The organism is Pseudomonas sp. 8 R 14, from assembly GCF_900005955.1.
Lineage (GTDB): Bacteria > Pseudomonadota > Gammaproteobacteria > Pseudomonadales > Pseudomonadaceae > Aquipseudomonas > Aquipseudomonas marginalis.
Window position 1 is genome coordinate 121,687 of record NZ_CVTH01000075.1, and the last position, 13,450, is coordinate 135,136.

The following is a 13,450-nucleotide window of genomic DNA, read 5'->3' on the forward strand; positions in this document are numbered from 1 at the left end:
AAAAACAACAGTCAGGTATTTTGCCAGAGCTGAGCGTCGACCGAGAAAAATGTCAGACATTCTCCCCCTAACCATCGGTGTACTGCCGACCCATAACCACTACGGCCTGCGCAATACTCAAGCGCTGGCCGGGGTGAGCCATGTGTGGCAGGACTTCTTCGCCCGGGCGCTGGCCGAGCAGCTCGGTGAAACGCCGGACGCGCTCGCCGCCAAGGCGCCGGCACCGGCGGACCCGACGGTAGAGCCCAGCGCCGGTGCCGACCTGTTGTCGCAGATCCTCACGCAGCGTGAGTGCGACGTCAAAGACACCGAGATTGCGCCACCTGAACCACTGTTCCTGCCTATCGCCGAATTCGAAACCGAGTTGCTGCCACCGGCCGCCACGCCATTCCCACAGGAAGAAATCGTCGCGCAGCAGCGCCAGCAGAATTTCGAAAGCGCTTGGGTTCGCCCGATCGTCCTCACGGCCGGCCAGCCATTGCCTGAGCCCGGCCCGGCGCCGGAACCACGCCCTCTGCACTTGCCGATTGCCGAGTTCGAACTGGACCTGTTGCCACCACCCGCCACGCCTTACCCAACCGAAGAACTGCTGGCGCAACAGAAGGCGCTGGACTTCGACTACCACTGGGCACGCCCACTGATCACCCACAACCTGCGCCTGGCGGCCTAGCGACACACCCACCAACGCCCCATGTCCAGATGGAAATGGTTGCGGTGCGCGGCGTTGTAGTCCGGGCTCAACACCACATTGAAATCATCACAGGCGCCATCGCGCACCTGGCGCAGGAACCGCGCGCTGTCGCCCTCCCCGGACCAATCCTTGAGCACGCTGATACTGCGCCCATCCGCCAGGCGAAACCCGGCGATATCCAAGGCATTGGCCGACGCATGCTGGCTGAGCCGCCCTTCGGCACGGTTATACATGTTGCGACAGGCAAAGCTGCCCAGGTGATCGACCCGTGTCACCGCCTGGCCGAACACCGCCTGGGCTGCCGGTTGCAGGCTGTGACGCTCGAACAGCGCGAATGCCACGGCCAACGGGCAACTGGCGAGAAAGCTGCTGCTTAATGCCACGTCTGCACCCTGCACGCGCAAGGTATTGCGCAGAGGACAGGCAGCGTCAGCGGGCGTGTCAGCCTGATGGCTGACACGCAAACCAGAGGTTTTCAGCACTTGGTCGCAGAGCTCGGGGTCATCCTGCAGGCGTCCCAGCTTGTAGCGGGTCAACAGGTTCGGGCTGGACCGTACGTCCAGCGGCGACCAGGGGTTCCATTCGGCCGGCAACGGCAGCCAGCCACGCCATACACCCACGGCAAATGCACCACTGAGCACCAGCAGAGCACCCAGCAGTTTGAAAAAACGCACGGCTCAGTCCTTGAAGAACTGATTGGCCTGGCTGAAGGGCATCGAGCGCTCGGTAAAGCTGAAGGTGCCCAGCTCATAGACTTCCTGGGCCGCTCGGTAGAATTCACCATAGGCCGCCAGTGCCATGGCCGAGCCCACGCTGATGCGCTTTACCCCCATCGCGCTCAATTGCGCCACACTGAGTTTCAGGCCGCCGGACATCAACACGTTCACCGGCTTTGGCGCCACGGCCTTGACCACCGCCAGCACGTCCTCAGCACTGCGCAGGCCCGGCGCATAGAGCACGTCGGCGCCGGCTTCGGCGTAGGCCTGCAGGCGGCGAATAGTGTCGGGCAGATCCAGGCGACCATGCAGGAGGTTTTCCGCGCGGGCCGTCAGTGTGAAGGGGAATGGCAAGCTGCGGGCAGCGGCGACGGCGGCTTCCACGCGCTCTACGGAAAGGTCGAAGGGATAGATCGGGTCGACGGCAACGCCGGTGGCATCTTCGATAGAGCCCCCCACGATACCGCTGGCCGCCGCCCGCAAGATGGTTTCGGCACAGCCTTCAGGGGTATCGCTGAAGCCGTTTTCCAGGTCGGCCGCCACCGGCAGCGCGGTGGCCTTGGCGATCATGGCGGCATTGAGCAACGTGTCTTCAAGGGACAACGCGCCTTCCGCGTCCGGGCGCCCCAGGCTGAACGCATAACCCGCACTGGTCGTGGCAAGGGCTTCAAAGCCAAGGCTGGTGAGCATCACCGCGGAGCCGGCATCCCAAGGGTTAGGCATCACGAAGGCGCGGTCGCGCTCATGCAGGGACTTGAAGGTTTCGGCGCAAAGGGCTTGGGCATCCATGACTGACTCCTGGCGGGAAAAGGAGCCCTAGAGTAACCCCAGTTGTTCCGCTTCGGGTTGCCGATCCAACGTCGGCAGCGCCGGAAGGCCGGGCAGGCGCACCATCAACTTGGCGTGGAAACGCAGGGCCAGTTGTGCGGCCAGGCGGTTGTCCGAGGTGTGCAGGAACACGTAGGGTGTGCGGCCTTCTTCGATCCAACCCGCGATTTTTTCCACCCACGGCACCAGGAACGGGTCATTGGCCTCAAGCTCCGGATGACCGATAAAACGCACTTGGGGAAACTGGGTCAGCGCTGCCGGACGGGGTGGCACCTTGGGCTTTTTCGATTGTGCGTGCAGTACCGCCGCCGAGGTCGACGTGCAACTGAACAACGCGCGCGGGTCGAGGCAGATGCGCTCGACACCCCGATCCCGTAACAAACGGTTGAGCGTGCGCTCGGCATCGCCCTTGGCGAAGAACTCAGGGTGGCGTACTTCCACCGCCATCGGGCGTTCCAGGCCATCGATAAAACCGGCCAGTTCAGCCAGGCGTTGCGGCGAAAAACTCGCCGACAGTTGCAGCCACAGCGGCGAAACACGTTCACCGAGCGGGCTCATCAAACCGACAAAACTTTCCGCCGCCGGCAATTGCTCGCGCAAGTCGCCACCGTGACTGATGTCACCGGGGAATTTTGCAGTGAAGCGAAAATCGTCGGGCATGATGTCGACCCAGCGCTGCACGGTAGCGGCCGAGGGGCGAGCGTAGAACGTGGTATTGCCCTCAACGGCGTTGAAGACCTGGGAATAAAGGGCAAGGTAATCGCTGGAGCGGGCGTCGACTGGGTACAGGTACTCGCGCCAGGCGTTTTCACTCCAGGACGGGCAGCCGAGGTAGTAAGGCAGGCGCATCAGATGTGGATGTCGAGACCCAGCACTTCCATATCCCATTCGACAAATCCGGCGGTGGTCAGGTAGCTGGCCAGGGCGGTGGCAACGCTTTTGCTCATGGAGCGCGGGAAGACCATGTCTTGCTGACGGGCGGGAACGCCGCTGATGCGGGCTTGTGAACTGGCCTGCGCATCGGATTGGACCTCAATGAAGTCCGGCGAATCCTCGACGGAGTCGTCCACCGTGGCGTTTGCCTTACGCGGCTTGCGCTTGATCGGGTACGACTGTGAGGAAAATCCATCTATACGCATAGGCGCGAACTCGCTATCAGTAATGGCATTTTGGCAGCACTGTCCGTCGCGCGCAAATGCTCTGGTGATAACTAGAACACATAATTTGAAAAAGGTTTAAAAACCCGGGCAAATTCTGACGATTGGCGACTTTTGCCTCAAATTGCCATCATTTTTGGCGTCAAATAATCCCTCTTTCCGCCTTGGTCTGCGCGACTTTATCGCGCAGGTAAACCGGTGCGGCCTGATCCGCAGGAATAGCCTCGCCACGTTCGAACGCAAAGCGCGCCAGGGTCAGCAGATCTTCGGCGTGAGGCAACAGGGTGGCGTCCTGGCCAGCGGGTTGAACGCCGATACGCTCGCCATAACCCCAACCGGTGCCAGCGCCGAACCAGTCACCGCTGGCATCGCCCGGCAATACCGCCGATTCCGGTGGCTGCACCGCTTCCACGCCGACAAGGCGCATTTCGCCAGCCGTTTCGCGGTAGCAACCCCAATACACTTCGTCCATACGCGCATCGATCGCCGCCGCCACCTGCTGGGCGCCGTGTTCGCGCAAGGCACGTTGGGCCAGTACGGCAAGGTTGGAGACCGGCAGCACCGGGCATTCCAACGCAAAGGCCAGGCCCTGGACCACGCCAATGGCGATGCGCACCCCGGTGAACGCCCCCGGGCCACGGCCGAAGGCGATGGCATCCACGGCCGACAGGGTGGTGCCCGCGTCTTCAAGCAGCTGCTTGATCATCGGCAACAGCTTCTGCGCATGCAGGCGCGGGATCACCTCGTAGTGGCTTGTGACCTTGCCATCGTGCAGCAAGGCAACGGAGCAAGCTTCAGTCGCGGTGTCCAGGGCCAGCAGGGTGCTCATCGGTGTGGGTGTCCAAGTCGAAAAAAAGTGCGCCAGTATAAACAACAACGGCCCGCAAGCGGGCCGTCGTCTATCAAGCCGATAAAGGATCAGCTCAGTGCTTGCAGGACCTTGGCGGTGATCGCTTCCACCGAGCCGACGCCTGGGATATGGCTGTACTTCGGCTTGCCCTGGGCTGCGGACAGCTTCTGGTAGAAATCCACCAGCGGCTTGGTCTGGGAATGGTAGACCGACAGGCGATGACGCACGGTTTCTTCGGTGTCGTCCTTACGCTGCACCAGGTCTTCACCGGTGACATCGTCCTTGCCTTCAACTTTAGGCGGGTTGTAGACGGTGTGGTACACGCGGCCCGAGGCTTCGTGGACGCGACGACCGGCAATACGCTGGACGATTTCTTCATCTTCAACCGCGATTTCCACCACCGCGTCCAGCTCGACGCCGGCTTTCACCAGGGCTTCGGCCTGGGGAATGGTGCGTGGGAAACCGTCGAACAGGAAGCCGTTCTTGCAGTCTTCCTGGCTGATGCGTTCCTTGACCAGGTTGATGATCAGGTCATCGGAGACCAGGCCGCCGCTGTCCATCACGCTCTTGGCGATCAGGCCCAGCTCGGTGCCGGCCTTGACGGCTGCGCGCAGCATGTCGCCGGTGGAGATTTGTGGAATGCCGAATTTTTCAGTGATGAACTTTGCCTGAGTACCTTTACCGGCCCCGGGAGCTCCCAGCAGAATGACGCGCATCGATGTGCTCCTCAATTTTTTATAGAGATGACGCTCGGATTCGCCGCGTGGGGCCAATCTCGTAAAAATAATATAGGGCTCATGAAACTATGGGCCCAGGCCGCCCAAACGGCCAAAGGCTGATCAAGATACACAGCGGGCCCTAACCACACAAGCCGCCAAAAGTCGCAGGAACCCGCGCCACGCGTACGTCATAGGTAGGGTGTGCCTGAGTGCAACCAGCGCTGTAAACGCCGACCACCCCTTTCAGGGCGGCCGTCGTGGTTTATCCGCAAGCTTTTGAGAACACGCAAAAAACCTCAGCCGGTGTTGCGCAGGCCGGCGGCAATACCCGCCACGGACACCAGCAACGCCTGTTCCAGAGGGCTGTCCTGCGCGGCTTCCTGGCGACGCGAGCGCGCGAGCAACTCGGCCTGCAACAGGTGCAAGGGGTCGAGGTAGGTGTTGCGCAGGCGGATGAACTCCAGGGTGTCAGGGCTATGGGCCAGCAGTTGCGACTGGCCGGTCAGGCCAAGCACCACGTCGCATGCCTGCGACAATAGGTCGCGTAAGTGCGCGCCCAATGGCAACAGGTCCGGCTGCACCAGGCGCTCGTCATACAGGCGCGCAATATCGGCATCGGCCTTGGCCAGGACCATTTCCAGCATATCGATGCGGGTGCGGAAGAACGGCCACTGTTCGCGCATCTGCCCCAGCAGTTCCCCTTCGCCGCGCTCCAGGGCCTTGCTCAATGCGGCTTCCCAACCCAGCCAGGCCGGCAGCATCAGGCGAGTCTGGGTCCAGCCGAAGATCCACGGAATGGCGCGCAGGCTTTCTATACCACCGGCGCGACGCTTGGCCGGGCGACTGCCCAGAGGTAGCCGGCCCAGCTCCTGCTCCGGGGTGGATTGGCGAAAATACTCGACGAATTGCGGATTTTCCCGCACCACCGCACGGTAAGCGCTGACGCCGTCGGCCGCCAATTCATCCATCAAATGGCGCCACGCCGGCTCCGGTGGCGGCGGTGGCAGCAATGTCGCTTCCAACACGGCGGCCAGGTAGAGATTGAGGTTCTGTTCAGCAATGTCCGGCAAGCCGAACTTGAAGCGAATCATCTCGCCTTGCTCGGTGGTACGGAAACGCCCCGCCACCGAACCCGGCGGTTGCGACAGGATCGCCGCGTGGGCCGGGCCGCCGCCACGCCCGACGGTGCCGCCGCGACCGTGGAACAGCAGCAATTCCACCTGTTGCTCACGGCAGATATCCACCAGCCGCTCCTGGGCCCGGTACTGCGCCCAGGCGGCGGCGGTGGTGCCGGCGTCCTTGGCCGAGTCGGAGTAGCCGATCATCACTTCCTGCGGGCCCTGCAAGCGCGCCCGGTAGCCTGGCAGCAGCAACAGTTGTTCGATCACGGGACCGGCGTTATCCAGGTCGGCCAGGGTTTCGAACAGCGGCACCACGCGCATCGGCCGTTGAACGCCCGACTCTTTAAGCAGCAGCTGCACCGCCAATACGTCCGACGCGGCACCGGCCATGGAAATGACATACGAGCCTAACGATGCGGCAGGCGCGGCGGCCACTTCCTTGCAGGTATTGAGCACTTCGGCCGTATCGGCCGATGGCTTGAAATAGCCCGGCAACAGCGGTCGACGGTTGGCCAGCTCCTTCATCAGGAAGCTGATGCGCATGTCTTCGTTCCAGTCCTCGTAACGGCCCAGGCCCAGGTAATCGGTGATTTCAGTCATCGCCGCCGAATGACGACTGGAATCCTGGCGCACATCCAGGCGCACCAGAAATAGACCAAAGGTTACGGCCCGGCGCAGGCAATCGAGCAGCGGGCCGTCGGCGATCACGCCCATGCCGCACGCGTGCAACGACTGGTAGCACAGCTCCAGTGGCTCGAGCAGATCGCGGTTGTTCTGCAACACCTCGGCAGGCGCCGGCGTGCTGCTGCTCAACGCGGTATGGGCCCATTGGCGCGTGGCGCGCAGGCGTTCGCGCAGTTGCTTGAGCAGGGCACGATAAGGTTCGACGCTGTCGCCGACCTTGGCCTGCAACGCCGGGCTGGCCTGTTGCATCGACAGTTCGGAGGCCAGGTGGTCGATATCGCGCAGGTACAGGTCGGCCGCCATCCAGCGCGCCAGCAGCAACACCTCGCGGGTGACCGGCGCGGTGACATTCGGGTTGCCGTCACGGTCGCCGCCCATCCACGACGCAAAGCGGATCGGCGCGGCTTCCAGCGGCAAACGCAGGCCCGTCGCAGCGTGTAACGCCTGGTCGGCCTTGCGCAAGTAATTGGGGATGGCGTGCCACAACGAATGCTCGATCACCGCGAAGCCCCACTTGGCTTCATCCACCGGGGTGGGCCGAGTGCGGCGGATTTCTTCGGTGTGCCAGGCTTCGGCGATCAAGCGCTGCAGGCGCTGGCGGATCTGCTCGCGCTCAGCACTGGTGAGGTCGCGATGATCCTGCAGCGCCAGTTGCGCGGCGATGGCGTCGTATTTCTGGATCAGGGTGCGGCGTGCCACTTCGGTGGGGTGGGCGGTGAGGACCAGTTCGATGTCCAGGCGCCCCAACTGGCGGGCGAGGGACTCATTGCTGTGGCCCTCGCCCTGCAGGCGAGCCAGTAACTCCGGCAATACGCGGGACTCGAACGGCGCCGGTTGCGACTCGTCGCGCCGGTGAATCAACTGGTACTGCTCGGCGATATTGGCCAGGTTGAGGAACTGGTTGAAGGCCCGCGCCACCGGCAGCAGTTCGTTTTCCTGCAACTGATTGAGGCTGGCGCTCAGTTCATCACCCGCGGCTTTGTCCGGGGCGGCTCCGCGGCGGTCGGCCTTGGCGCCTTTGCGGATCTGTTCGATCTTGGCGAGAAAATCATCGCCGTACTGCTCTCGAATGGTGTTGCCCAACAGTTCACCGAGCAGGTGAACATCCTCACGCAAGCGTGCATCGATATCACTCATCAGCCAATCTCCAGCCAGAAATCCGGGACGCGCAGGTGTGTCAGAGTGCCGCCGGCATCGTTTTATGACAAGACTTTAAACCTTGTGACTTGCAGCTAGTCTCAAGTGTGAGCCGCCGCGTTTATCCACGCGCACGGCTGGTCACTCATCACCGCCTGCCACCGCAGGCTTTATTGAGGTTGCCATGAAAATTCGAGAACTGGCCCAGCATTGGGAAGAGAACGCCAAGGGTCGCCTGACCAAGACCGAGTACGCCATCCATCTGGATGTGGAGGCTGCTGCACGGCTGGCAGCCATCGCCGAGATGTACCCCAAGCGCCACACCGAAGAACTGCTCGGCGAGCTGATCGGTGCCGCCCTTGAGGAGCTGGAAGCCAGCTTTCCCTACATCAAGGGACAACAGGTCATCGCCACCGATGAAGAGGGCGACCCGCTCTATGAGGACGTCGGGCCAACGCCGCGGTTCCTGACCTTGTCCCGTCGCTATCTGCATGATTTGTCTGCCAGTGCCGACGACCAAAAGCACTGACGGACTCGATTGACACCCATCTGAACCCCGTATTCCGGGCCTCTGCCGAGGCTCGGAGTACCCCTGCACGTGGCAAAAGTTCCAACTTTTTACCCTGACCAATCAGTCAGATATTTTTTTAGGCAAATCGCCATCTCTTCTGAACTTTTGAAAAAAGCCTCCGGTCACAGCCAGTAAGCCATCACTTGGAACGGCCGTTTGAAAGGGCCTGTCGCGCTTTACCGCCGCGCCCAAAGCCGTTCACCGACTGCGATGGATTTTGATGTTTTTAGGAGCTATCCAATGGAGTTGAAGACGATGAAGACCAGCACTGCCAAATCCACGTTTAACCACCTGCGCGGGCTTAAATTGGCCGCGCTGGCAATCGGCACCAGCTTCGTTTTGGCTGGCTGCGCCGGCAACCCGCCAACCGAGCAGTACGCGGTGACTCAGTCCGCGGTCAACAGCGCAGTGAGCGCCGGCGGTACCGAGTACGCAGCAGTTGAAATGAAATCGGCCCAGGACAAGCTCAAGCAAGCCGAAATCGCCATGCACGACAAGAATTATGACGAGGCGCGTCGCCTGGCCGAACAGGCTGAATGGGATGCTCGCGTTGCAGAGCGCAAGTCCCAGGCGGCCAAGGCCGAACAGGCTGTGAAGGATTCCCAGAAAGCTGTTCAGGAGCTGCGTCAGGAAGGTATGCGCCCGGCTGCTATCCAGCAGAAATAAAGCGCCGCGCCTGATTGCACTGCACCCGATATCGAATTGAAAGGACGACACGACTATGCGTAAACAATTGATGATCCCTGCCCTGCTGGCGATGAGCGTTGCCCTGGCGGCCTGCTCTACCCCGCCCAACGCGAACCTGGAAAACGCACGGACCAACTTCTCGTCCCTGCAAACCAACCCGCAAGCCACCAAGCTTGCCGCGCTGGAAACCAAGGATGCCAGCGATTGGCTGGACAAGGCTGACAAGGCCTACCGCGACAAGGAAGACCAGAAGAAGGTCGATCAACTGGCCTACCTGACCAACCAGCGCGTTGAAGTGGCCAAAGACACCATCGTGCTGCGCGAATCCGAAGCCAAGCTGAAAAACGCCGGCGACGAACGCGCCCGTGCCCTGCTCGAGGCCCGTGATGCGCAGATCAAGCAGCTGCAGGACAGCTTGAACGCCAAGCAAACCGAGCGCGGTACTCTGGTGACCTTTGGCGACGTGCTGTTTGCCACCAACAAGGCCGACCTGAAGTCCAGCGGCCTGGTCAACATCAATAAGCTGGCGCAGTTCCTTCAGGAAAACCCGGATCGCCAGGTGATCGTTGAAGGTTACACGGACAGCACAGGCAGCGATGCCTACAACCAGAGCCTGTCGGAGCGACGTGCCGCTTCTGTGCAGGTTGCGCTGATCAAGATGGGCGTTGACCCACGCCGCATCGTGACCACCGGCTATGGCAAGGAATACCCGGTTGCCGACAACGGCAGCGTCTCGGGCCGTGCCATGAACCGCCGCGTTGAAGTGACCATCTCCAACGATAACCAGCCGGTCAAGCCACGCTCGTCCGTCGCCAACTGATTGATTGATGCTGGATAAGAAAACCCACCTTATGGTGGGTTTTTTTTGGGCTCGCCGAATTGGACAGGACGGTTTGTGTCCTCCGCTGGCAGCTCAATCTTCGGGGCATGGGCCTGTTTCGGCAAATGCTCCATCAGTTGCTTTTTCTGCTCCCGAGCTTGCTGCCGTTCCAGATCCTCATGACACCTGACCATATCCCGCATGTTGCGTAATGCCGGACTTTCAGGAGCTGCAGGATTTGCAGGATTTGAAAAAATAGATATCGCCACTTTCTCGGCCCTGAAGTGTGTAAGTTACACCGCTTTCTGTGGCGTCTTGCGCGATATGGTTCCAAATAAATCCCGCCCCCCTGTGGACATTGAGCGGGCCGTGGCTAACCTGACCCCGGATACACAAAAACCCGCCTATGGCAGGCGGGTTTTTCCACGGGTGGGCAATCAGGTGTTGATCGAGCCCCCCCCCTGATAGTCGGGTTGCGGAATCTGGCCATTGCCCTGGCCGCCTTCGCCGCCTTGGCCGCCCTGTGCACCTTGTTGCTGCAGTTGTGCAAGCAGCTTCTTCAGTAGCTCCTTCAGGTCCTCGAGACTCTCTCCGCCGCCGGCCCCACCGCTTCCCTGCCCACCCTGGGAGCCTTGTGACTCCATTTGGTTAATTTTGCTTTTTACGTCATCAATCTGTTGGTTGAGGTCTCCCTGGGAGCTCCCGCCGGCGCCATAGCTGCCCGTATTCACTGGAGACTGTGTTCCGCTGATGCTTGTCATAAATGTCGACTCCACAATAACTAACGAAAAGGACCGATCAGTCACACCGATCAGTCCATAGTCTGTGGCGGGCAAATAGAGATGGTTCCGGCCTGGGAAGACTCGGACCTGCACCAAGGGACGAATCCCCAGGCTGAGTGGCGTTTTCCCACGGACTCGACGCGCTGGCTTACTGCTGCAGTTGCGGGGTTTCCTGGCCCATGCAACGCACCGCCTGCTTCTTATTATTGACCAACACACCACTCAAGCCTTTTTGTTCGGTATCGAACATGACCAGCACGCCATCGACGCACTGCGCCACTTGAGCGGCCGGGGTCAGGGAGATCTTGTAGTCCTCGCCCGGCACGGTCTTGAGCATGGTGAAGTCGCTGAGCAGCAACGCATCCTCAGGCTTGGCGAAGTGCAAATAGCCGTAGTACCACAGGCAGCCGACGGTGCCGATGATGGTGCCGATACCGGTGAGGATCAGCGGGATCATGTTGCGTTCTTCACTCATTGCGGGCTCTCTGATGGATCAACTTTAGGAATGGGGTAATTCGGAATCTCGCCCAGGCGGCGCAGGCCGTTGAAGTGCTGCGGGTCGTCCAGATAGCGCAGCATCACGGTTTGCCAAGTCTTGTCGGCAAAGGTCTGCACATGGCCGCCGCGGGTCAACTGCAATACCCGTGGCGGCGGCGCGGCCTGATACAGGCGGATACCGTTGGCCACGGGCACGATCGGGTCATCCAGGCTGTGGAACAGCAATTTCGGCACGCCGGTCAGTTGCGGCATGGCATTGATCGCGCTGTCGGCGTCGGGCACCAGCCAAGACAAGGGCACCTGGAAGGGCCATGTTAACCAGGAGGTGCTCAGGGCGAATTGTCCTACGTCACGATAACTGGCCGGCACGCCGTCCAGTACCAGGGCCTTGAGTTGGACTTGACGCTGCGGGTGTTCCGCCAGGTAATGCACCGCCAGCGCACCGCCGAGGCTTTGACCGAGGACGATCAACGGCTGGCCCTGGGTTTCGGGCGCCTGGTCGAGCCAGTTGAACGCCGCGTCCACGTCCTGATAGATCGCCGGCAGTGAGGGCTTGCCTGCCGACAGCCCGTAACCGCGATAGTCCAGCAGCAGTACCTGGTAGCCCTGCTCCGGCAACCACCAACTGCCGCCCAGGTGCCAGGCCAGGTTACCGCCGTTGCCGTGCAGGTGCAGCACCGTCCCTTTGACGGGTACTCCGGCCTTGGCCGGCAGCCACCACGCGTGCAGCTTCACACCGTCGGCGGTGGTGAGGGTGACATCGCGGTATTGCAAGTGCGCTTTTTCGGGCGTGAACGGCAGGCCGGGTTCGGGGTAGAACAGCAGCGAGCTGCAACCGTTCAATGTGAGTAGCAGGCACAGAATGCCGAGGATTCTCATCCGTTGAAGCCTCGTGAATAACAACGTTTAAAGGATATTGGAGTAATCCGCCTCGATCCGGTCCAGGCTCAAGTGGTTGAGGAAGTTGGAGAAACACATCCACGCCGCCAGTGCATTCATGTCGCGGAACTGCTCCGGCAGGTACTTGGGCGGCACCACCAGGCCTTCGTCCACCAGTTGGCGCAAGGTGCGCATGTCTTCCAGGGTGGTCTTGCCGCAGAACAGCAGCGGCACTTGCTCCAGCTTGCCTTTGCGCACGGCCAGCTGGATGTAGTTGTAGACCATGATAAAGCCCTTGAGGTAGGACAGATCCTTGGTAAACGGCAGGCCGTTCGGCACCGAGCCACGGAATACCCGGCTGGCGTTGCCATAGCTTTCGGCCATTTCAAAGCCTTGCTCGCGGAAGAACTCGAACACCTGCAGGAAGTCGGCACCCTCTTCCACCATGTGGATCGCACGGGTGCGGTTGGTCAGCTTGCGCAAGCGGCTCGGGTAGGAGGCGAACGTAATGATCTCCATGAGGATCGCCAGGCCTTCCTGGGTCACGGTGGACGACGGCGGGCCCTTGGACAGGAACGTGCAGATCGGCTGGTTCTGGCCGTTGAGCGTGGTACCGACATGCACCAGGCCTTCGTGGACTTCCAGCGCACGCACGTCGCGGTCGTTGAACATCGCGTCGGCGCGGATCTTGATGTAGTCGGCGCCCGCTGCGGCATCGGCAACGATGCCGTCGGACTCAAACACCCGGATGGTCTCTTCGGCTTCGCCAAATACCTTGTTCAGGCGGGTTTGCAGCAGGGCCACGGCGTCCTTGGCGGTCAGGGTCTTGGCTTCGTCCTTGAGGTCGCCACGGCCGTCGATATTGTTCAGGTAGTCGGAGAGCATCAGGCCCAGGTCAGCCAGGGTCGGGTCGCCGGCGTGGAAGGCGTCGGAGGCGGCGCCGTACAGCTCCTGGGAAATCAGGCCGAAGTCCTCGGTGCCGCGGGCTTCGAGCATGCGCACCACCATGCGGTATTCGCGGCACATGCGGCGCATGATCTGCCCCACCGGGCTGAACTGGCCGAGGCGGCGAGTGATGTCGCGTTCGATGTTCTGGAATTCCAGCTTTACCGCGCTGGAGTCGAACGACAGCGGCCGGTTCAGGTAATAGTCGCGATCCACGGCGGGCATGGCCTTGCCCTTGGCCTTGAGGAATCCCTGGCGAATGTTGTCGTCCCACTTCACGGCGTCGAGGACGCGAATCGGTGTTTGCGCCAGCACAATGCGATCGGACAAGCTGCGTATCGTCTGCTGGTAATCGTCCACCCGGT

General features: G+C 61.4%; 15 protein-coding genes. 4 read left to right on the forward strand and 11 right to left on the reverse strand.

What is annotated here, in order from left to right; translation table 11 throughout:
* Positions 1-49: 49 nt before the first annotated feature.
* Complete coding sequence (locus tag BFQ01_RS19110) at positions 50-670, forward strand: energy transducer TonB (RefSeq protein WP_065926478.1); 621 nt, start codon at positions 50-52, stop codon at positions 668-670.
* On the opposite strand, the gene BFQ01_RS19115 is transcribed toward BFQ01_RS19110, so the two are convergent.
* The 7 genes from BFQ01_RS19115 to ppc form a co-directional block, all read right to left on the reverse strand.
* Entirely contained in the window at positions 667-1,365 is a 699-nt protein-coding gene (locus tag BFQ01_RS19115; protein ID WP_065926479.1) for an extensin-like domain-containing protein, read from the reverse strand. The two genes, BFQ01_RS19110 and BFQ01_RS19115, sit on opposite strands and share 4 nt — an antisense overlap.
* A gap of 3 nt (positions 1,366-1,368) precedes the next feature.
* Positions 1,369-2,196 carry an isocitrate lyase/PEP mutase family protein gene (locus tag BFQ01_RS19120; protein ID WP_065926480.1) on the reverse strand — a complete coding sequence of 276 codons (828 nt, stop codon included), beginning with the start codon at positions 2,194-2,196 and terminating at the stop codon, positions 1,369-1,371.
* A 27-nt stretch (positions 2,197-2,223) separates the two neighbouring features.
* Positions 2,224-3,084, reverse strand: a complete 861-nt coding sequence (locus BFQ01_RS19125) for a DUF72 domain-containing protein (RefSeq protein ID WP_065926481.1) — start codon at positions 3,082-3,084, stop codon at positions 2,224-2,226.
* Positions 3,084-3,374: a hypothetical protein gene (locus tag BFQ01_RS19130; RefSeq protein WP_065926482.1), complete on the reverse strand. Its 291-nt coding sequence runs from the start codon at positions 3,372-3,374 to the stop codon at positions 3,084-3,086. Before BFQ01_RS19130 ends, BFQ01_RS19125 begins: the two co-directional genes overlap by 1 nt.
* Before the next feature lie 160 nt (positions 3,375-3,534).
* On the reverse strand, positions 3,535-4,221 hold the full coding sequence (gene tsaB, locus BFQ01_RS19135) for a tRNA (adenosine(37)-N6)-threonylcarbamoyltransferase complex dimerization subunit type 1 TsaB (RefSeq protein ID WP_065926483.1): 687 nt from the start codon (positions 4,219-4,221) through the stop codon (positions 3,535-3,537).
* 89 nt (positions 4,222-4,310) lie between these two features.
* Positions 4,311-4,958 carry an adenylate kinase gene (adk, locus tag BFQ01_RS19140; RefSeq protein WP_010212617.1) on the reverse strand — a complete coding sequence of 216 codons (648 nt, stop codon included), beginning with the start codon at positions 4,956-4,958 and terminating at the stop codon, positions 4,311-4,313.
* Between the two features lie 299 nt (positions 4,959-5,257).
* A complete protein-coding gene (gene ppc, locus BFQ01_RS19145; RefSeq protein WP_065926484.1) occupies positions 5,258-7,903 on the reverse strand; it encodes a phosphoenolpyruvate carboxylase in 2,646 nt (881 codons plus the stop codon).
* Between the two features lie 184 nt (positions 7,904-8,087).
* Between ppc and BFQ01_RS19150 the strand changes: the two genes are divergently transcribed.
* From BFQ01_RS19150 to BFQ01_RS19160, 3 genes are all read left to right on the forward strand, one after another.
* Positions 8,088-8,432, forward strand: a complete 345-nt coding sequence (locus BFQ01_RS19150; RefSeq protein WP_027604509.1) for a hypothetical protein — start codon at positions 8,088-8,090, stop codon at positions 8,430-8,432.
* 282 nt (positions 8,433-8,714) lie between these two features.
* Complete coding sequence (locus BFQ01_RS19155) at positions 8,715-9,140, forward strand: DUF4398 domain-containing protein (protein ID WP_027604510.1); 426 nt, start codon at positions 8,715-8,717, stop codon at positions 9,138-9,140.
* A gap of 55 nt (positions 9,141-9,195) precedes the next feature.
* Positions 9,196-9,981: an OmpA family protein gene (locus tag BFQ01_RS19160; protein ID WP_027604511.1), complete on the forward strand. Its 786-nt coding sequence runs from the start codon at positions 9,196-9,198 to the stop codon at positions 9,979-9,981.
* 437 nt (positions 9,982-10,418) lie between these two features.
* Here the strand turns inward: BFQ01_RS19160 and BFQ01_RS19165 are convergent, their stop codons facing one another.
* The 4 genes from BFQ01_RS19165 to BFQ01_RS19180 form a co-directional block, all read right to left on the reverse strand.
* Positions 10,419-10,742: a hypothetical protein gene (locus BFQ01_RS19165; protein WP_065926485.1), complete on the reverse strand. Its 324-nt coding sequence runs from the start codon at positions 10,740-10,742 to the stop codon at positions 10,419-10,421.
* Between the two features lie 169 nt (positions 10,743-10,911).
* On the reverse strand, positions 10,912-11,238 hold the full coding sequence (locus tag BFQ01_RS19170; RefSeq protein WP_003172217.1) for a hypothetical protein: 327 nt from the start codon (positions 11,236-11,238) through the stop codon (positions 10,912-10,914).
* Positions 11,235-12,140 (reverse strand): alpha/beta hydrolase, encoded by a 906-nt coding sequence (locus BFQ01_RS19175; protein ID WP_027604512.1) that lies wholly within the window; start codon positions 12,138-12,140, stop codon positions 11,235-11,237. The genes BFQ01_RS19170 and BFQ01_RS19175 overlap by 4 nt, the downstream gene beginning before the upstream one ends.
* Before the next feature lie 27 nt (positions 12,141-12,167).
* Complete coding sequence (locus tag BFQ01_RS19180) at positions 12,168-13,445, reverse strand: flavohemoglobin expression-modulating QEGLA motif protein (protein WP_027604513.1); 1,278 nt, start codon at positions 13,443-13,445, stop codon at positions 12,168-12,170.
* Positions 13,446-13,450: the final 5 nt, after the last annotated feature.